The organism is Aquimarina acroporae (assembly GCF_023195925.1).
Taxonomy (GTDB): Bacteria; Bacteroidota; Bacteroidia; order Flavobacteriales; family Flavobacteriaceae; genus Aquimarina; species Aquimarina acroporae.
In genome coordinates, this window is the sequence record NZ_JALPRE010000009.1 from 302,677 (window position 1) to 323,651 (window position 20,975).

General features: G+C 34.4%; 17 protein-coding genes. 2 read left to right on the forward strand and 15 right to left on the reverse strand.

Annotation, left to right across the window (positions count from 1 at the left end; genetic code table 11):
• Nucleotides 1-3: 3 nt before the first annotated feature.
• The 15 genes from M0D21_RS15225 to M0D21_RS15295 form a co-directional block, all read right to left on the reverse strand.
• Nucleotides 4-1,497, reverse strand: coding sequence for a S10 family peptidase (locus tag M0D21_RS15225; protein ID WP_248331034.1), 1,494 nt, complete (start codon nucleotides 1,495-1,497; stop codon nucleotides 4-6).
• Nucleotides 1,498-1,521: 24 nt separating this feature from the next.
• Nucleotides 1,522-2,565, reverse strand: coding sequence for a proline iminopeptidase-family hydrolase (locus M0D21_RS15230; protein WP_248331036.1), 1,044 nt, complete (start codon nucleotides 2,563-2,565; stop codon nucleotides 1,522-1,524).
• Nucleotides 2,566-2,741: 176 nt separating this feature from the next.
• Nucleotides 2,742-3,320 (reverse strand): YdeI/OmpD-associated family protein, encoded by a 579-nt coding sequence (locus M0D21_RS15235; protein WP_248331038.1) that lies wholly within the window; start codon nucleotides 3,318-3,320, stop codon nucleotides 2,742-2,744.
• Nucleotides 3,321-3,359: 39 nt separating this feature from the next.
• Nucleotides 3,360-5,507, reverse strand: a complete 2,148-nt coding sequence (locus tag M0D21_RS15240; RefSeq protein ID WP_248331040.1) for a serine hydrolase — start codon at nucleotides 5,505-5,507, stop codon at nucleotides 3,360-3,362.
• Between the two features lie 142 nt (nucleotides 5,508-5,649).
• Nucleotides 5,650-6,255 (reverse strand): hypothetical protein, encoded by a 606-nt coding sequence (locus M0D21_RS15245; protein ID WP_248331042.1) that lies wholly within the window; start codon nucleotides 6,253-6,255, stop codon nucleotides 5,650-5,652.
• Nucleotides 6,248-6,742, reverse strand: coding sequence for an RNA polymerase sigma factor (locus tag M0D21_RS15250; RefSeq protein ID WP_248331044.1), 495 nt, complete (start codon nucleotides 6,740-6,742; stop codon nucleotides 6,248-6,250). The genes M0D21_RS15245 and M0D21_RS15250 overlap by 8 nt, the downstream gene beginning before the upstream one ends.
• On the reverse strand, nucleotides 6,735-7,574 hold the full coding sequence (locus M0D21_RS15255) for an alpha/beta fold hydrolase (RefSeq protein ID WP_248331046.1): 840 nt from the start codon (nucleotides 7,572-7,574) through the stop codon (nucleotides 6,735-6,737). The genes M0D21_RS15250 and M0D21_RS15255 overlap by 8 nt, the downstream gene beginning before the upstream one ends.
• Before the next feature lie 97 nt (nucleotides 7,575-7,671).
• Nucleotides 7,672-8,310 (reverse strand): hypothetical protein, encoded by a 639-nt coding sequence (locus tag M0D21_RS15260; RefSeq protein WP_248331048.1) that lies wholly within the window; start codon nucleotides 8,308-8,310, stop codon nucleotides 7,672-7,674.
• A gap of 166 nt (nucleotides 8,311-8,476) precedes the next feature.
• Nucleotides 8,477-9,400 carry a carbon-nitrogen hydrolase family protein gene (locus M0D21_RS15265; protein ID WP_248331050.1) on the reverse strand — a complete coding sequence of 308 codons (924 nt, stop codon included), beginning with the start codon at nucleotides 9,398-9,400 and terminating at the stop codon, nucleotides 8,477-8,479.
• A gap of 28 nt (nucleotides 9,401-9,428) precedes the next feature.
• A complete protein-coding gene (locus M0D21_RS15270; protein ID WP_248331052.1) occupies nucleotides 9,429-10,238 on the reverse strand; it encodes an arginase family protein in 810 nt (269 codons plus the stop codon).
• 11 nt (nucleotides 10,239-10,249) lie between these two features.
• Nucleotides 10,250-10,768, reverse strand: a complete 519-nt coding sequence (locus M0D21_RS15275) for a DUF2867 domain-containing protein (RefSeq protein ID WP_248331054.1) — start codon at nucleotides 10,766-10,768, stop codon at nucleotides 10,250-10,252.
• Nucleotides 10,769-10,770: 2 nt separating this feature from the next.
• Entirely contained in the window at nucleotides 10,771-12,342 is a 1,572-nt protein-coding gene (locus M0D21_RS15280) for a M1 family metallopeptidase (protein WP_248331056.1), read from the reverse strand.
• A gap of 65 nt (nucleotides 12,343-12,407) precedes the next feature.
• Nucleotides 12,408-14,348, reverse strand: coding sequence for a sodium:solute symporter family protein (locus M0D21_RS15285; RefSeq protein ID WP_248331058.1), 1,941 nt, complete (start codon nucleotides 14,346-14,348; stop codon nucleotides 12,408-12,410).
• A gap of 11 nt (nucleotides 14,349-14,359) precedes the next feature.
• Complete coding sequence (locus M0D21_RS15290) at nucleotides 14,360-15,085, reverse strand: LytR/AlgR family response regulator transcription factor (protein WP_248331060.1); 726 nt, start codon at nucleotides 15,083-15,085, stop codon at nucleotides 14,360-14,362.
• Nucleotides 15,082-16,131 carry a sensor histidine kinase gene (locus M0D21_RS15295; protein ID WP_248331062.1) on the reverse strand — a complete coding sequence of 350 codons (1,050 nt, stop codon included), beginning with the start codon at nucleotides 16,129-16,131 and terminating at the stop codon, nucleotides 15,082-15,084. Before M0D21_RS15295 ends, M0D21_RS15290 begins: the two co-directional genes overlap by 4 nt.
• Before the next feature lie 238 nt (nucleotides 16,132-16,369).
• Between M0D21_RS15295 and M0D21_RS15300 the strand changes: the two genes are divergently transcribed.
• Both M0D21_RS15300 and M0D21_RS15305 read left to right on the forward strand, forming a co-directional pair.
• Nucleotides 16,370-19,372 carry a TonB-dependent receptor plug domain-containing protein gene (locus M0D21_RS15300; protein ID WP_248331064.1) on the forward strand — a complete coding sequence of 1,001 codons (3,003 nt, stop codon included), beginning with the start codon at nucleotides 16,370-16,372 and terminating at the stop codon, nucleotides 19,370-19,372.
• Nucleotides 19,373-19,382: 10 nt separating this feature from the next.
• Nucleotides 19,383-20,966 (forward strand): RagB/SusD family nutrient uptake outer membrane protein, encoded by a 1,584-nt coding sequence (locus tag M0D21_RS15305; protein WP_248331066.1) that lies wholly within the window; start codon nucleotides 19,383-19,385, stop codon nucleotides 20,964-20,966.
• Nucleotides 20,967-20,975: the final 9 nt, after the last annotated feature.

Sequence of the window (20,975 nt, forward strand, 5' to 3'; positions counted from 1 at the left end):
TGGTTAATATTTTGATCCTTTACTAATGTTTGCCGAAGATGTTGTGATAAAGTTTCTAATATCGTCATTTGCTTGTATTAGGTCTTCATTACGAAGATACATCATATGCCCGCTTTTGTATCCTTTGAAACTTAAACGATTTCCCAATTTACCATTAGAATTCAATTGCCACATTACGTACTTAGCATTAAAATAGGTAGTAGCACCATCATAGTATCCAGATTGAATCATGGTGTGTAAGTTGGCATTCATTGCCATAGCTTTTTTCAAATTTTCTCCTGTATTATCCTGAGTTCTGTCCCAAGGTCTAACCGGACCAAACATGTTATACTTCACATCGGTTTTGAAATTAAGTTCCTGACTATAATAATAATTTATGGCAGGAGTAAATGCATGAAGCCAAGCGGTAAGTTCGCTATTGTAGTCTGGGCTATCCCCAGCTTCTTTTACATCCATACCTTTGTATCTAGAGTCTAATCTTCCAATGGTGTATCCTTCCTTTTCTCTAAGCAGATCTTTCCAAAAATAACTTTTAGGCACTTCTAAGTGATGTTGTCGAATAGTTGTTTTCGATAATCCTGAATAATACGCCATTTTTTCTATGACTTCTTCCTTTTTAGCAGCGTCTAGGTATCCGCTTTTGACTATTGCAGGAAGTAATTCATTAATTGTATATTCTTCAACTTCTGGTAAAACTTCTAGTAAATCTTTATTTTGTAGCTCTGAAGGTAGCATTTTATGATACCATGCAGCTGCCGTATAATAGGGGAGGCGATTAGCAATTTCAACCGGGCCATCGAATTTGAACCCGATTTGAGTTGGGGATACTAAGATCACCCCATTAATATACATCCATTGGCTGTTTTGCAACTCTAGAGCTAAACCAGATACTCTAGTGGTTCCGTAACTTTCTCCAATCAAGTATTTTGGTGATCTCCAACGATTATTCCGAGTAACAAAAGTATTTATCCAACGCGCTAGATATTCAACATCAGCATTAACTCCAAAAAACAATTTCTTGTCAGGCATTTTACCATCTTTACCGGGTAACATTCTAGAATATCCGGTATTTACAGGATTAATAAAAACAATATCTGCTACATCCAAAATAGAATTTGGGTTTGCTTTAATTCCGTAGGGTTGTATAGGAAACCCTTCACTATCAATCTTAAGTATTCTTGGGCCGGTATATGCGATATGCATCCATACCGAAGCTGATCCAGGTCCACCATTAAAAGATATGACTAAAGGGCGATTTTGATCATTTTTGATATCTGATCTTTTGTAATATGTATAACAAAGAGACGCTATAGGCATTCCTTTATCATCCCAAACCGGTTGAAATCCAACTGTAGCTTTATAAGGAATGGTTTTTCCTTTAATGGTTGTAGAATGATTGGTAACAATAGTTGTATCTATGGGGGGTTTAACTTGTTGTGCATATGATTCTGAGATAACCATAAACATAAAAAGCGCTAGAAGTTGTATTTTTTTCATGCCTCTAAAATGAAAATTTAGAATTTATTTTGTGTTAAAAGTATTGTTGTTTACATCTTTAATAAATGTAATTAGACCTTCAAAAAATACTTTTTGATCATCAAATTGAGAAAGATGACTTCCGTTTGGACAATGCAAATAACGACCATTTTGTACTTCATTAGCAATCCATTCCATTTCTTTGGGATCCATAGTATCATGCGTAGCCCCAATACTTAGTGTAGGAACCGTTATCGTAGATAATTGATCCTTTACATCCCAATTTTTAAGTGTTGCATCTCCTTTAATTCCAAATTCACTGGGTCCTTGCATGGTAACGTAAACATCCGGATTAAGATGTTTGAACGCTCTGTTTATAGGCTCAGGCCATTGATCAACAGGCATTCGAATTACATGTTTTGTATAGTAGTGCTGAACGATGAGGTCTAAATATCTCTCATTGGCATAGTCTTCTTTTTCTTCATAGGTCATAATCTCTTTTAATACTTCTGGATCAAGTTTAGGGGCAAGTACTTCATCAGAGTATTTTTGATATTCTGGAACAGAAGCTACCATGTTGGAAATCACTAGACCTTTTAAGTTTTGCTGGTATTTTAAGGCATATTCCATAGCGAGTATTCCTCCCCAAGATTGCCCATACAGATAAAAATTATCTTTGTTTAGTCCCAAGGCAATTCTTACCTGTTCAACTTCTTCTACAAATCTTGGTAAATCCCATAGACTTTTATCTTTGGGTTGATCACTATAATATGATCCCAATTGATCATAGTAGTAGTACTCGATACCCTCTTGAGGAAAATATCCATCAAAACACTCATATATTTCATGAGTCATACCTGGCCCTCCGTGGAGTAGAAGCACTTTCATTTTAGGATTGTTTCCTATACGTTTTGTCCATACTTTAAATTCTCCTTTTGGAGTAGTAATGGGTATCATCTTAATACCTCCCATAAACTGATCTGATCTGCCAGTTTGATCAAAATAATCTATTTTGGATTCTGTTGGTTGTTGTTCTATAACCTCTTGTTTAGTTTTTGTGTCTGTACATCCCTGAAGGAATAAGCACATTGTGAAAATTAGACAAAGTAAGCTTCTTTTGGCGTAAATTATGTCAAAAAAGAGACCAGAAATGATGTGTTTGTGCATGATGTGAGAGTTCTATAAATCGAAAATAAGGAATTATAGAAAAAAATATCTTAAAGAGTTGTTAATCGAACTATTGCGCTGGTAAGCAATTCAATAGATTACCCTCGATTACCTCTCGATTTTTGATTTGCTTCGCAAAGCCTAATGATTTCATTAATTCTTTTGTCTCTTGTTTCTTTACGTTTTGCCTGTTGTAACCAATACAAATAACTTTTGCGATATCCTCTGGCAAATTTTTGATAGTTATTAAATGCCTTTATATTTTGATCAAACGCTATTTGCAGATCTTCGGGAATAATACCGTTTTCGACATCATCGAGAGCAATCCAGGAACCATTTTGTTTGGCAATTTTGATACTATGCAAACCACTTTGATGCATGAGTTTATTTTTGATAAGCTCTTTAATGTGATTTTTATTGACCTTACTCCAGACGCTTTTTGGTTTTCTTGGACAGAAGTATTGTCTACGACGCTCTTCATCTAGTCTCTTAACAGTAGAGTCGATCCAACCATAACACAAAGCTACCCTTACAGCTTCTTCCCAACGCATGCTTGGTTTTTTGACTTCTACTTTATAAAAAATAAGATATACTCCATTAGATTTATCATAGTTTTGGTGAAGCCATTCTCGCCACTCTATATCATTTTTAAAATACAATTCGGGTTTGTCGGACATACAAGTATCGGTTTTTACGATCGTATGAAAGTACTAATTTTATTTACTTTTTTCGCGTTTACCGGTAATAAGATATTCTGCAAGGTCCTCATGTAGTCGATCACCGGTATTACTATTAGTAAATATCACAAACCCCATATTTAAGTCTTGATACATCAATGCTAAACATTTGAAATCACCATTATTACCACCATGACCGAATGCTAATCCATATGGAGATTTTTGTATAGATATTCCAAGACCAAAATAGTCTTTATAATCTTTAGGAGTAGAATCATTTTCGTCTTTAGGAACTTCGGTATGAAGGGTAAACATATCTTCATATGTTTTTGGTTGTAGCACTTTACGATTAGATATTCCTAACAAGAAGTTTGTAAATATTTTAGCCTCTGTGTGCATACTCCAGGCCATTCCTGGTTCTCCTGGTAAGTTTACCTGTGTTGGCATATTGTCAAAGTGTCCGTTGGCAACAACTTTTTTCAAAACATCGTTTGTTGAGAAATAGGTGTTCTTAAGTTGCAACGGGATTAATACTTCGTCCTTTAATATCTCATTTATATGTTTACCGGTAATGTGAACTACAACTCTTTTTAGATATTCGAACCCTTCACCTGAATATCCATATTTGGAGCCAGGGGTAAATTTAATATCGATTTTCCCATCTTTATTTGCCCAAGCCCAATTTGGGAAACCGGTTTGATGGCAAAGTACATGTCTTGCTGTAATGAGTTTATACCTGTCGTCATGAGCAATATCTTCAAAGGGGAGGTATTCATAAAGTGGTTTGTCTAAATCTATGATTCCTTTTTCTACCAGTCTCATTACTGCAAATCCGAAAACAGGTTTGGTTATAGAAGCAGCTTCAAATAATGTAGTATGATCTACTTTAGATTTTGTTAAGGTATTTTTTACCCCATAGGTTTTATGATAGATCACTTTCCCTTCCTTAATTAAGGCTAGGGATACTCCAGGAATTTGAAAATGCTCCTGGTATTTGGTAATAAAATTATCTATAGATGATGGTTGGTTAGGATCAAAATCATGTAGAATTCCTTTGTTTGGTATCATTTGAGGACTCTCAATAACCGATAATTCTAGGTCTGGAACTTTTACCGAAGAATTTTCGGTAATGCTAATATCGATACTACTATTTTGTACATCTATTCTGAAGAGATCTTCGTCGCTAGATTCATCTTCATTTTGGTAAAATAAAGTTTGCGAAGGTTTAATACTATATTCCCCAGTAGGAAGTTCAACCGTATATTGACCCAAAGAGTCGACTTTGGTTTGTAACCATAAATTGGGGTTATTTTTGGAAGTAATCTGCAGGGTGCTCGGAAAACCTTTCAATTTTTTGTTTTTCCATAGCAGTTGCCCGGTAATTGCGTTTTTTGGTTGTTTTTTATTCATTAAAATTAAATCTCCGAGCCTACCTGGTCCAGTACTTTTTCCTCCTCCATCACCCCATGCAATAAATGAATTACTCCCTTTATCGTCATCACTGTCCTTATCGATAAATACATAATCCATTCCAATAGTTTTTCCTGCTACTAATTCATTTTTTAATATGATCTTACACTCATAAATGGTGGTGGTTCCTTCGCGCTTAGATGTTATTTTAACGTTGTCCCAGCTGGTAGGTTTCATCGTAGGATCCCAACTAATAGATTGATTGTTGGTGTCTTTAAAGTTTTCTCCATACTGGTATAAATTTACCCCAGAACCGTTTGGCGAATGTTTGGCATCAATATAAAAATTAAACGTATCTTGTGTATTCCAGTCTGAATTATTACTGGTGTCTACTATGTAAGAATCGTCGGTAACAACAACTACAAAATATATAGATTGATCTTCAAGGTTATATCCCACCTGAAAATAGGCATCAAAATCCTCTTTGTTTTTTATTTCGTTTCCATATGGAAATTTATTTATAGGGTAACGAGTGAGATCTTTGGGCCAATCTGAAGTATTGCCGTCTATAACAATGTTGGAAATAGGGTAAGCTTGGGCCACAGTACCATTTGAATACATGCTGACTGCGCTTAAAGTGGGTTTTAGCGATTTTGAATTTCCCCAGATCGTATTGTTAAAAGCCAGAGCAGAGAAAAAGATGAGTACGAATGTTAAAATATAATGACGTTCGCTTAATAGATTGATGTGATGATGAAAAGAGTTAGAAGACTTCATGTTGATGAGTTTTAGGATTTAGAATAAAAAACCTTAGAGCATAGCATGTTATAACATGCTATGCTCTAAGGATGTAGTTTTAATTTGTTTGTTACAGTTTATCCAAAAATTATTTTCACTTTTGATAAATTGAAACCATTATTTAGGTAGAAGGCTCTTCTATAATTTTGTTTTTCAGAAGCACGATATCGTGCAAGATTTTGATTTCTTTGATGATGTTTTTTCTAACTAATACAATCGGTATTATGGCTCCGATCACATAAGAAATATAAATAAGTACCATTGAGGTCGATGAGAAGTACAATGCAAATTCAAATGTAATCAGAAAAAAACCAATAGTATATAAGACAATAATGCTAATGGTTATCGGGCCATGAATTTTTTTTCTGAATTGATAAAAAGAAAGTGCGCTACTAGTACTTTTTAACACAGTATCATAACTATTAATCTTTTTAAGCTTTGATATACTAATAAATTCAATACATATTCTAAGTGCTAAACCTCCTGTCATCAAACCTATACCAATATGACTCAATGTTTTTTGAACGGGAGCAACAAAATAGAAAAAAGAGCCGATCCCTACCAGTACCAGAATGAGTACGATAATGTTGCCATAATGAAATCGTTGACTCCAGTTGCCTTTTGAAGTTATAGTAGCAAGCATTTCATCTTTACTCTCTAAATTGTTTTCTACTTGTTCCTTATCTTTTTGCCATTGTCTTTGCAATGCATCAAAATCATTACTCATGGTCTAATATTTTTTTAAGTCTTTTTTTTATTCTATGAATTTTTACTCTAACATTGGTGGGTTTAATTCCTAATACCTCTGAAATGGTATCATAATCTTGCCCCTCAAGCACCATCATTATTAATAATCTATCTAGTTCTTCAAGTTTACCTATGGCTCTATACAGCTTACTATTTGGATCATTATCACTGGTTTTTATATCTGAAACAAGTGTGTGTTCTACTTTTTCGAGAGATAATTGTTTCTTGTTTTTTTCTTTTCTCAAATACTGTAGACAGGTATTGATAGTAATTCGATATACCCAGGTTTTATAAGAAGATTTTCCTTTAAATTTGTCAACCGCGTTCCAGATATTTATGAATACTTCTTGCGAGATATCATTGGCGATATCTTTATCTCCTTTCACAAAACCAAGACACATTTGTAATACCATGGCATAGCATTGCTCGTATATTTGGTTAAAGAGTAGTCGCTGTTTTTTACTCATGAGTTAGGAAATCGTTTACTTGTTTGTAAAACCATTCTGGTTGATCAAACATAATAAAGTGCTTGCTATTTGAAGCCATCGTAAGGGTTTTATTTGGCAAGTTTATGTATTGTTTTTCAAAGTTTGTTTTAGCTATTTCTGAAGTAGGGAAAGATGCTCCTAAAATTAAAGTTTTGGCTTTTATATTACTAAGGGCGTTTCTTAAATCAAGCTTTAATAAATCGGTATACCCATAAGCATATGTTTTACGATCTGCCTCCATGATCCATTTGATGATGTCGTCTATTTTATCTTTTTTATTTGTCATATTGGTTGCCATCAAGGTAGCTGTTTGTTTAAACTGCTCTTCATTCATGTTTATTACTTGATTGTTATATGGGCTTTCATACTGAAGGTTATCAGCAGGTACCCCCGGCATCATTACTTCTCGCATGCATGCCAAGGCATCTACTATAATTAGGTTTGAGACCGTATTTGGAATTTCGGCAGCTAAGTGGGTAGCAAGGTTTCCACCCATACTGTGACCAATTACCGTTATATTGGTTAGTTTTTGATTTTTTATATATTGAATTAATTCATTCTTTATAGTGTTATACCATGGCATCTCAATAGGAGCTATCCCATTAAAACCTGCGTACGAAACCAAATGAGCTTCGTGAGCCGTAGATACATGAGCAACAGTTTCTTTCCAGATAGCTCCAGGAGTAGTAAAACCTGGTAGATATATTACAGGATTTCCTTTTCCTATAACTTCTACTTTAATTGAGGATGATTGACTATATCCTAAACTTACAATTGCGAATAAAAGGAATGTAATTTTTAGTGCTTTCATGATATTTTATGTTTTGTTTTTCCCTTTGATACAAAAAGCTCGAAATTGTTACAGGTGATCAAAAAAAATATAAAATACGGTCTAAAAATGCTCTGTCTTATTGTTTTACTTTCCTATTCCAATAGATAATATAGAACGTTCCGAGAATTGAAGGTGTAATCCATGCTATAAGACTTCCGATTCCGATTCCAGCAACTATAAATGCGGTTATAGAAGCTATAAATGCTCCTATCATTTTTCCTATATGATTTTTGAGCCATGCATTTTTCGATGTTGAGAAAGTAGTATAAAACTTAAAATCTTTTATCGTCATGAAAGCTCCGAAAACTCCAAAAAATAAAAACAATACACTATTATCTATGGCATTTGTAATACCGTAAATACCTATAATAATCATAACTATTGAAAAGAATAGCATGGCACCTGAAATAAGTTTATCTAAAAGGTTAGCTCCTTTTTTATGTTTGTTTTTGAATGAAAGTGCTCTGTTGCCGGCTAAAACCAGATAAATAGTAAATAATCCTATTAAAAAAAGAAATAGATTTTTATGATTTGGTAACCAGCAAATAGGCAACGATATGAGTGAGCTACCAATCATTCCTATTGAAAATAGTTTTCCAAATTTTTTATGAAAAGAACTACCTTTTTTGGTGATGACACTGAATAATCCAGATATTAAACCAAGTCCCCCTAGAAAAGCATGAATGTAAATTAAAATTGTTATTGTTTGTTCCATAGATATTTTTGACGGTTGTTTACTTATGGAACCAAAGATTGGGTTTTAGTTTTGAATTTCAATATTTTAATTACCGAATTGTAGATATTTATAGACAAACAGTAGATTATATAAAATTTTCTCTGTAGAAGTGTGAAACTACTATAAAAGAAAAATCCTTGCCCTTTTATTTTTCATGTTTTATATCAGGCTGACCTTTTATTTCTAAATGAAATATATCATCCCTTGAATAATGTCCGATAACATCAAAATCTAATTTACTCTGTTGTATTTCTTCCAGATTCAATTCGGCTACGAGTACACCTGTGCTATTAAATAATGGGCCTTTAATGACTTTTCCCAAGGGAGAAACGATTATGCTCCCTCCGGGACACATATTTTCAGGTTCCTCATGTACTAAATGCTGATATTCTTTAGGGTACATAGATTTTGTGAAGTATTGATTACAACCAAGTACAAAACACCTTCCTTCTAATGCGATGTGTTTCATGGTAGATGTCCATTCCTCTCGTGAATCTGCGGTAGGAGCAATATAAATTTCTACTCCTTGTTTATACATCGACATTCTGGCCAATGGCATATAATTCTCCCAACAAATAAGTCCACCTAATTTTCCAATGTTAGTTTTGAATGTGACCAAAGAATCACCAGCAGCTTCACCCCAGATTACTCTTTCGGTGCCGGTAGGTTTAATTTTTCTGTGTACACCTAGTAGACCTTCTTTAGGAGAAATATAAAGCATAGAACAATACAAACTGCCGTTGCTGTCTATTTTTTCGGTAACTCCTACTACCAGGTATATGTTCTGCGATTTTGATAATTTTTCTAATCTGATAAGGTCATTACTATTAATATCAAAACTATTTTGGTAATATTTTGAATATAGAGCTCTTCCTTCCTTGGTTCTACTTCCAATAATAGCTCCAAACGAAAAACCTCTAGGATATCCTGGGATAAATGATTCTGGAAATACCAATAGTTCACATCCTGTTGCAGCCTGTTCCTTAGTAATGGCTTCGATTTTTTGTAATGTTTTTTCTTTATCAAAAAAAACAGGACTATCTTGAACTAAACCTACTTTAACTTTCATAATCTAAGATATCTTTAAATAAAAATCATTAGTCTTTTATTAATAGTTGAATAATACCTTCGATAGGTTTTAATTCGTTCGATTTGGTAGTTATAGACTCCAAAACACTGCTTCCTACGATTTCAAAGGTGTCAGTAAGTGCTGTAATACAAGCTTCTGCCTCAGCAATAGAAATGCCTTTGGGTACCTGATAATAGGTTTTGTCATAGTCCTGAGGCTCTAAACAATCAAAATCAAAATGAAGATATAATTGAGTAATGTTTTTAGAAGATAACAGAGCTATTAGTTCTTGAATGTTAGTTTTTTTAGGAGCGTATATACCATCTTTTTGTATTCGGTTTAATTCGGTATTATCGATATCTCTGAGTCCTACATAATGAATTTGTGATGCATCTATGGCTGAAAAAAGCAAGTTATTCATGCTAGGTTCACCTTCACCCAAAAGGGTTCTAAGTGGCATACCATGAAAATTACAGCTGGGAGAATCGCAAGGGCGATTAATATCTGCATGGGCATCAAACCAAATAACTCCTAAATTAGGATACTTATAATTTAAATAAGAAACAGGAACAATCTCTAATCCACAATCACCACCAATAGTTTTTATCCAATCGGGTTGATTTAAATATATTTCTTGCTTTAGCCTTCCCAATTGTTCCACAATAGCATCATAATTATTGATGTAATGTTTTTGAATACCCGTTGAGCCGGCAGTAATATCTGATAATGAAATATTGATAAAATCAGGATCATTTACATATTGCAATATCGTATATGCACCAGATTCGATATGCTCTCCTGTACCTGAACCTTGCCATTGCGGGAAATAAATTTTCATAAACTATTGATCTAACGTTCTAATTCTTTTAATGTTCTTTTTAGCATATTTCTTACGATTATTTTATGGAAAGGCTTTACGGGTAAAAAATACAATTTACCTAACCAGTTATTAAATGTAACTAATGTAGAAATAGTTAGCGCTTTTTGATCGTTCTGTGGTTGAAGTAATAGAGATACTCTAAAATCAAGATGGCTATCATCTTCTCCCATTATGATTTCATTTTCGTTTTTATCATATATTTTGAAAATACCAACCGATTGCCCTTTTTTAAAATCAAAATCCTCATTTTGCAGGTTTCTTTTAGTAATGGAGCCTCCTGTTTTAAGTCCGAAAACTGATACGATAGTATTGCGTAATGTCATAAGCGCACCTACCCATTTGGGGGCTGATAGAAAAAAAGCTTTTCCCAACTCCTTCTGGGTAATAACTTCAGAAGAAGAAAAATTACTCTTATAGCTATCGGCATAGTCAAAAGCTGTTCCAAACAATATAGAATTCTCAGGCAAGGTGGTTTTAAAAACCTTCATCTTTATGATTTTATATTGACATAAAAATTAGTATCAATTTGGATTGTATTTCCTTTAAAACTTTTGGTTTGCCATTTAGCATTTGGGTGTATCCAATATGGATTTTCATCTACAAAAATGCGTACAGGCATATTAAATTTTTCAACAATATTAGTATATCGATAATTCAGTTCTCCGTTCTTAAAGGTATATTCAAGTACAGGGATTTTCGTAGTTCTAAGGTATTGATTAAAGAACTCGGTTAAATCAATATTAGTAGCTTTACTGATGTAATCTTCAATCTGCTTGGTAGTAACCGTCTGGTGATAAAAATCTTTATTAAGGCCTCTTAGAATAGATCTCCATTTTTCATCATCCTCGATAAGTTGTCTTAAGGTATGCAACATATTGGCACCTTTATAATACATATCACTAGATCCTTCTTGGTTCACATTATAGGTGCCAATAATAGGGCGGTCATTTTGGATATTTCTTCTTGTACCTATAACATATTCTGCAGAAGCTTTTTTTCCGTGATAATAATCGAGGAAGAGGTTCTCTGAGTATGCTGTAAATCCTTCATGAATCCACATGTCTGCGGCATCTTTATGGGTGATGTTATTAGCAAACCATTCATGGCCAGCTTCATGAATGATGATAAAATCAAATTTCAATCCCCATCCACTACCAGAAAGATCTCGGCCAAGATATCCATTCTTATATTTATTTCCATAGGTGACAGAACTTTGATGTTCCATACCTAAATAAGGCACTTCTACCAACTTAAAACTATCCTCATAAAAGGGATAAGGTCCAAACCAATGTTCGAAGGCTTTCATCATTTTTGGTGCGTCCTTAAATTGTTTTTTAGCTTTTTCTAAATTGTCTTTTAGAACATAATAATCCATATCCAGAGTTCCTTTTTCTCCTTCATATTTTTCTCCAAAATGAACATAATCACCAATATTGATATTTACTCCGTAGTTGTTGATAGGGTTATTTACAAACCAATGGAAAGTTTTGGTATCATCATCGAGTTCTTCAATTTTACGAAGACGACCATTAGAAATATTCATTAACTCTTTGGGAACATTAACACTAATAAGTAAACTATCTACTTCATCGTACATATGATCTTTATTAGGCCACCAAACACTGGCTCCAAGACCTTGACAAGAAGAGGCTATAAAGTGTTTTCCATTTGTGTCTTTTTTCCATGAAATTCCTCCGTCCCACGGGGCATTTACAGCTTCTCTAGGCTTTCCGCTGTAATAAACTTCAATCGCATTTACCTTGTTTTTCTCCTGATCTTTGACCAGAGTAATGAAATGCGCATTTCCATCAGAAGTGACCACTAGTTCTTTATTATCTTGAAGTACTTTTTCAATCTTCAATGGCGGTTGAAGATCGATTTGTATTTTTTGATGTGGCTTGAGAACCCTATATTGAATAGTGTTTTTTCCGCTTATAGTTTTTTGATCAGGATCCACTTTTATATCCAAATGGTAATATGTGAGGTCCCACCAAATTCTTTCGGGAGTAATGGAACCTCGAAGGGTATCTTGTTTGCTAAATTTTGTTTCTTGAGCAAACATTGTCGATACTATACATGTAGTTATTAGATACAGATATAGTTTATTCATTTGTTATGTAATGAAAGTTATAAAATAGTCGCTTTAATTTTCTTCCACAACTTAGTTAAAATGTAGGTAGCAACTATAACAACTATTGTTAAAATAATTGCAAAAGTGTACTGCCCATAAATCCAATATCCCATCGCAAAAAGCACACCATAGATTAAAATACAACCAACGATCATTGCCAGAATACCTGAAGGAACACTCCATGTGCTGTTACCGTTTTGAATATTTTCTTGTTGTTTTTGAGCTTTTTGTAGGGTATTTTTCCAACCTGGGCCACCTGGTTGAATTTTCTTATAAAAGTCAAATAGTACTTTGTCGTCTTCAGGTTTCGTTAAAAAAGTAACAAGTAACCAAATGATCGAAGTGATCCCTACTACCATAGGGTATTTGGACCAGCCAGGAAGCATTCCTTCTCCAAATAAGGCAAGATTAACAGTTTCTAAACTAAAAACAATGGAAACGATTCCAGAAGCAAACATTGCTGATATTTCACTCCAGGCATTAATTCTCCACCAAAACCAACGTAATATAAAGATTAGTCCCGTTCCTGCACCAAACATGATGATATAGTCAAATAATTGTTTGGCGTTGGTAAGTAATAATGCTAAAGCGGCACTAAGAACCATTAATATGGCTGTCGAAATTCTACCAACAAGTACCAATTCTTTTTCTGATGCTTTTTTGTTGATTTGTTGGGTGTAAAAATCATTTACAATATAGGAAGATCCCCAGTTAAGATGCGTAGAGATGGTCGACATAAAAGCTGCGATAAGGGAGGCTAATACAATACCTAGTAGCCCAGATGGTAATCTGGTAAGCATTGCAGAATAGGCAATGTCATGCCCGATTTTATCTTTTTGAACTTTGTCTTCGGGAAAAGCTTCTCGAATGGCAGTTAACCCCTCAGAAGCAAAGTAATATGTATCCATCCGTTTTTGTTCTTCGTCTGTAAGCGATCTTGTTTCGGCCAATTTTTGCATTTCAATATAATTGTGTTTGGCAGCTTCCATCGTATTTTGGTCATCTTTTGGATACAATACCAGAGAGGCTAGTGCTACCAAAATCCACGGCCATGGTCGAATGGCATAATGCATTATGTTAAAGAAAAATGTTGCACCTATGGCATGATTTTCATTTTTGGCAGCAAGCATTCTTTGCGCGATGTATCCACCACCTCCTGGCTCTGCACCGGGATACCAGGCACTCCACCATTGTACTGCTAAGGGTATGATAAGAAGAGAAATAAGTAATTCCGTATCATTGAAATCTGGTAATAGTGAAATTTTATCCGCTACTTGAGGATGTGTAATAAGATTTGTAACACCATCTACTTCTGGTAAATTAACGATATAATAAGCCGCGCCTATTGCACCAATCATTGCTGTAAAAAATAAGATGAAATCCGTATATACAACACCTTTGAAACCTCCTATAGCACTAAAAACAACAGTTACCACAGAAGCGATTCCCACGGTTTCCAGAGCAGTAAGTCCTAGCATCACTTGCCCAATTTTTATAGCTGCCAACGTAACTCCAGACATAGCAAGAACATTAAACACCACCCCTAAATATACAGCACGGAATCCTCGAAGAAAGTGAGCAGGTTTTCCGCCATATCTAAGATCATAAAATTCAATATCAGTATTTACATTAGATTTCCTCCATAACTTAGCATATACAAAAACTGTTAGTAATCCTGTAATTAAAAAAGCCCACCAGGCCCAGTTACCAGAAACACCACCTTTTCTAACAATATCTGTAACCAAGTTAGGAGTATCTGTAGAAAACGTTGTTGCTACCATAGATAAACCTAATAGCCACCAAGGCATATTTCTACCTGATAAGAAAAATTCGCTTGTATTTTTTCCCGATTTTTTAGAAACGACAATTCCGATAATTAAAGTAAGGGTAAAAAAAGAAAATATTAGAACTAGGTCTAAAGTTGATAGTGTGATCATAAAAATGATATTTAAATATGTAAATCTTTGTTGTTGCTAAAAATGGTTTCTTTTACATGTTTAGCATAATTACGTCCAATAGGAATTCTTTTAGCATCTATTTCTACCAAATTTCCTTCAATAGATTTTATTTTATCTATAGCAATGGTGTAAGATCTATGAACGCGTATAAAATTAGAATTAGGTAATTCTTCAGTAATACCGGTAAGAGATTTATGGACAAGATAATTACCATGAGTCGTGATTACCTTGATGTAATCTTTAAGACTTTCTATGAATAGAATATCTTTTAAAAGTATTTTTACCAGTTTTTTGTCAACCTTAAGAAAAATAAAAGGTTCTTTGTTGCCCTGATATTCTTCATTTTTAGATTGATTTTTATTTATAACCTGATTTAGTTTATTGATCGTTTTCAAAAAGCGATTAAAAGGAATGGGTTTAACCAAATAATCTAGAACATCTAATTCAAAACTTTCTACTGCGTATTCCCTGTAGGCTGTTGTGATAATAATTTGATAGTTGTTTCTACTGTTTTTTATGAAGTCTAATCCGTTCATACCGGGCATATTGATGTCAAGGAAAATTGCATCTACTTCCCCTTGTTCAATAATTTCTAAAGCTTCCAACGGATTATTAAAGGACCCGATTAGTTCTATGTTTTTAAATGAAGCTAAATGCGATTCAATTACTTTTATCGCAAAAGGTTCATCATCGATTATAATGCATTTGACAATCATACTATGGGGATTTTTAGTAATACGTTAAACGTATCATCTATTATTTTGGTCTCTAAAGAGTATTTGTTTTTATATAATAACTCTAATCTTCTTCTAACATTCTCAATACCAATACCTCGTTTTTTATCATTTATTTGATTAGAGTTGAAATTGTTTTTTGCAGTAAAAATAAGTTGTTCATTTTTACTATTCTCAAAGTGAATATCTAGTTTTACGTTTTCATTGTTTCTGCTGCCATGTTTGAAACAATTTTCAATAAAAGGAAGTAGTAAAAGGGGAGGGATGGTAATATCATCTATATTTCCTTTTATTTGAATTTCTGAATTAACCTTTTCCCCATGCCTAAGTCGTTCTAGTTCTAGATAACTTTGTATATAGTTAATTTCATTTAACAATCCTATTTTAGGTTCTTTAACGTCATATAGGACGTATTGCATAATTTCTGATAGTTTTAAAACCACATCAGAGGCCTTCTCAGATTTCTCTATAGTTAGATAGTAAAGGTTGTTTAAGGTGTTAAAAAAGAAATGAGGTTGAATTTGAGATTTTAAATATTTTAATTCTGTTTTGAGTTGAAGTTGTTTTAATTGAGCATTCTTTTTTCTTTCGGCAATCCAATCCATAGTAAGTTTTATAGCAGTGGCAAGAGCGACTACATAGACTTCACCGATAGTTACCGCAACAACATGATTGAAACTATATGCTTTTTGAGTTCCAATAGCTTCTGGCCAAATATTGCTGGTAACCAGTAAAAGGTTTAATTCAGTTCTAACAATATAGGCCACAGCAAGCGTTAATACAGAAGCCACAAAATAGACCGATATTTTCCTTTTTACGATTAGTTTAGGAATTAGATAGTATATGTGAAAATAGGTAATAGGTATATGAATAAAAAACTCTACCAAATTTGATTTTAGAGAATATATATAATCATTAAAATAACTTCCCCATCGAACAAAATTGATCAAAAAGTACCCAGCCCAAAATATAAAATGATACTTTATTGGCATACTGTTATCTTCATTTTTTACGTTCCATCCAAGCATAGCGTTACGCTGTTTTTTATGATAAATTGTTAAAAAACGTGAAAAAATTATGTGTTTTTTTACTGAAAAACAAAATACTTTAGAGAATATTTCAAAAAGTACTCAATTCAAAAAACACTGATCTTAAGAAACGTGTCGTTTATTGTTTTTTTGGTGTTGTTTAGATATTTAATTTCTTTTTCCAGTTTATTCATAAAACCTTTAAAACTGAAATAATCAAACAAATCAATTTAATTTCATGAAAAGAACTATTCTAGTTTTTTCTGTGTTTTTATCTCTTTTAATGATACAACAGATAAAGGCACAGGAAAAGACGATTTCGGGAACAGTAACTTCTGCAGGCGACAATTCAATGCCGCTGCCAGGGGTTAATGTTATTGTAAAGGGAACAACAACAGGAGCACAAACAGATTTTGATGGCCGTTATACAATTAATGCATCTGTGGGAGATGTTTTAGAGTTTAGTTATGTCGGTCTTTTATCAGTTACAGTAACGGTAGGAACATCAAATACTATCGATGTTTCTATGGAGGAAAATTTAGAACAACTTGACGATGTGGTCGTAACAGCCTTGGGAATTGCAAAGAGCCGAAAATCTCTTACTTATGCGGCTCAAGATATTAATGCCGATGAGCTTAATAGAGTAAAGCAAACCAATCCGGTAAATAGCCTTTCTGGTAAAGTATCGGGTGTTGTAATCAATCGAAGCTCATCTGGGGCAGGAGGATCTGTAAAAGTAACGCTAAGAGGAAACTCCTCATTAGGGAACAACCAACCGTTATATGTGGTAGACGGAGTACCGTTATCAAATCCAACCGGAGGACAACCGCAAAATACTTTTGGAGATATTAACGGAGGTAACAGGGATGGTGGAGATGTTTTGTCTCTTATTAATCCCGATGATATAGAATCCTTAACCGTATTAAAAGGAGCATCGGCTTCTGCACTTTATGGTAGTGCCGGTTTAAATGGGGTTATATTAATAACAACTAAGAAGGGAAGAACAGGAAGCTTTAAGGTAGATGCTTCTTCAAATATATTAGTTGAATCTGCTGCCTATTATATTGATTTAAATGATAGAGCAGAGAAAGATATTGAGGATTTCTTTAATACAGGGGTCACCAATATAAATTCTGTATCCTTATCTGGAGGTAGTGAAAATGCTCAAACATATTTTTCATACTCCAATACTTTCGCTTCGGGAATTTTACCAACCAATAACTTAAGCCAGCATACTATTAACCTGAGGGAAAATGCAACCTTTTTCGATGGTGTCTTAACCGCAAACGCTAGCGTGTTAGCAACCACTCAAAGTATTGATAACCGACCTGTTTCTGGTTTGTATTTTAATCCATTGGTAGGAGCTTATAATTTTGATTCTCCCGGAGAGCGACTATCTAATTACGAAAATTTTGAAGAATTAGACCCTAACAGAAACATTCAGAGTCAAAGATGGTTTAGAGCAACTTCAGATATCGAACAAAATCCGTATTGGATATTGAATAGAAATGCAAGTGAAGATGTAAGTAGAAAGTTTTTAGCATCTATGAGTTTGAAATTTAAAGTTAATAATTGGTTTTCTGTTCAAACACGAGGAACCTACGATCAAACTTTTTTAGGTTTCGAAAAAAAAGTGCACGCTACTACCGAAGCTACGCTTGCACCTCCCAACGGTAGATATATTTTTAATGAACAAGATATTAGACAGTTATATGGCGATATTATAGCCACTATAAATAAACAATTTAATAACATCACTTTATCTGCTAATATTGGAACAAGTACAACCAGAACTACCTTAGAAGTGCTAAATGCAGATTCTGGAACAAATGGAGGTTTACAGTTTGCAAATGTATTTTCTGTCCAGAATTTTAATGCGAACCCACAAGTATCTATATTTCAGAATTCTTTAGATAAGCAGGTGAACTCTGTTTTTGCCAGTGCAACTGTTGGTTTTAACGAAAAAGTATTTGTTGATCTTACTGCACGTAACGATTGGTCTTCATCATTACCATCAGGTAATAATTCTTATTTCTATCCATCGGTAGGGGTAACTGGTATTTTGACTGAAATGTTTGATATGGGAGACCGTATATCCTTTGCAAAAATTAGGGGGTCTTATGCCGAGGTAGGAAATGATCTTCCTGCAAATACTGTATTTCCTGAAAGACAAATTCTTTTTGGAGGAGGATTGAGCCCACTAGACCCAGTAAGACCATTGGGAGAAGTTCGACCAGAACAACAGCGTTCTTTTGAGATTGGAACAGAATGGAGGTTTTTTGATAATCGTTTTGGATTCGATTTTGGCTACTATCAAACCAGCACTATCGATCAATATTTTCAGGTTCCGGTTTCTACAGGAACAGGATCTGTAACCGTGGGAGTAAATTCTGGAGATATTATTAATGAAGGATTTGAAGCTTCAATTTTTATCACTCCAATACAGACAGATAATTTTAAATGGACATCAAATATCAACTTCGCAGCCAATGACAATGTGGTAGAAGAAATAAGTAATCCTTCAGATGATGTTCAAATAGATAATCAAGTGATCTCTCCTCCGGGAGTAAATACTTTTGCTTCTTATTTGGTCGAAGGAGGATCCTATGGAGACATCTATGCGCAGGTGGTAAAACGAGATGCCAATGGTAGACCGGTAGTAGATGCTGGAGCTATTGTTATTAATGATGAAAACCCTGATAACACTATTGCAGGCCTTGAGAAAATAGGAAATGCGAATCCAGATTTTACACTAGGATGGAATAACTCATTTAGCTATAAGAATATAAGTCTTGACTTTTTAATTGATGGGAAGTTTGGTGGAGAAACTATTAGTATGACTGAAGCTATAGTTGAAGGGTTGAGTAACAATACTCAAAGGGAAACTACAAATGCTCCAGTTGAGGTAGTAAGTCCTACAGGAACCGTTTCAACATTAACTGCGCAGGAGTATTACGGGTTAGTTGGTGGTAGAAACGGATTTACGGGGGAATATGTTTATAGTGCAACCAATGTAAGATTGGCAGAATTTGCTTTGGGATACAATTTTAAGCTGTCTGAGAATTCTTTCTTTAGAACTATTAAAGCATCACTTATCGGGAATAATTTGTTCTTTTTCTATAAAGATGCTCCTCATGATCCTAATGTATCCTTAAGTACTGGAAATGCATTGCAAGGAGTAGATGTACTAGGACTGCCTTCAACTAGAAGTTGGGGATTAAACTTTAATTTAACTTTTTAATAAGCACGACATGAAAAATATAAATATTATCTGTTTGGGATTCATGCTGCTTTCTGTCTTTTCTTGTTCTGAAGGACTTGAAGATCTTGACGGAAATCCCAGAAATATTACCGACGAACAATTAGCCGTAGATTTTCAGAATGTAGGGTCTTTGTATAAGCCCATGTTTGAAAATATTTATCAATATACTCCGCCGTGGTCATACCAGTTGCAGCAAAACCTAAATGCAGATGTGTTTTCAGGATATATGACTAACCCAAGGCCATTTGTAGCAGGAGCTAATAATACTACTTACAATCTTGTGAGTGGTTGGAATAACTTCATTTGGAGTGTGCCTTATTCTAATGTAATGAATAACGCCAAAACCATAGAAAATGAGACTAAAGATGAATTTCCTGAGTTATTCGCGGTGTCTCAAATTCTTAAGGTAACTGCAATGCATAGGGTAGCCGATGTATTTGGTCCTATTGTTTATACAAAGTTTGGAGAGTCTGCGACAACAAGTGAGTATGACTCACAAGAAGAAGCATATAATGCATTTTTTACTGACCTAGAAGAAGCTATTCAGATTTTGTCAGACAATATCGATAGTCCAAGATTTACAGCTTTCGATTTGGCATACGGAGGAAACTATGAGAGCTGGATTAAGTATGCCAATTCACTTCGGTTGCGATTGGCGATTCGAATTTCTAAAGTAGCTCCTGCAAAAGCAAAATCTGAAGGAGAAAAATCACTAAGTCACCCAGTAGGTGTGATTGAAGCGAATGCCGATAGCTTTTTTGTGAATGGAACTCTAGATCACCCTATCAAAACAATTAATAACTCCTGGGGAGATATTAGAATGAACGCTTCTATGGAATCTATATTGGTCGGCTATGAAGATCCTAGAGCAGAGAGTTATTTTAATATGTCAGAAGTGGTCGAAGGGGCCTTTAAAGGAATCCGCAATGGTCTTCCTCTATTAACAGGATATGATGATGAACTAGCTCAGAAAGCAGATTATATTACCTTCTCTCTATTGTCTGATGAAGTATTGACCCCTAGTATTCAGTTAATGACTGCAGCAGAAGTATATTTCTTAAAAGCAGAAGCTGGTTTACGAGGATGGACAGGAGCAGGAGGAGTGCAAGCGAACTATGAACAAGGAATTACGGCTTCTTTTCAACAATATAGTTTGCCTGGTGTTTCAGATTATATATCTAATACTACTCGCACTCCTATCGACTATGTAGATCCGGTAACACCTGCAAATAACATTGCAGCTTTAAGTGATATCACTATTGCCTGGAATGAGGCAGCTACCAACGAGGAGAAATTAGAGAGAATCATCACTCAAAAATGGATTGCAATGTTTCCCGAAGGTCAGGAAGCATGGAGCGAGTACCGCCGTACTGGCTATCCTAAAATATTCCCGGTTGTTAGCAATCAAAGTGGTGGAGTTGTAGATACTGATTTACAAATTAGAAGAATTCCATTTGTCGATAGCGAATTGCAAACTAATCCTGATGGTGTTGCAAACGCAGTAACCAAATTAGGAGGTCCAGATAATGCGGGTACCCGTTTGTGGTGGGATACTCCCGGCGGAAATTTTTAAGATTAATGT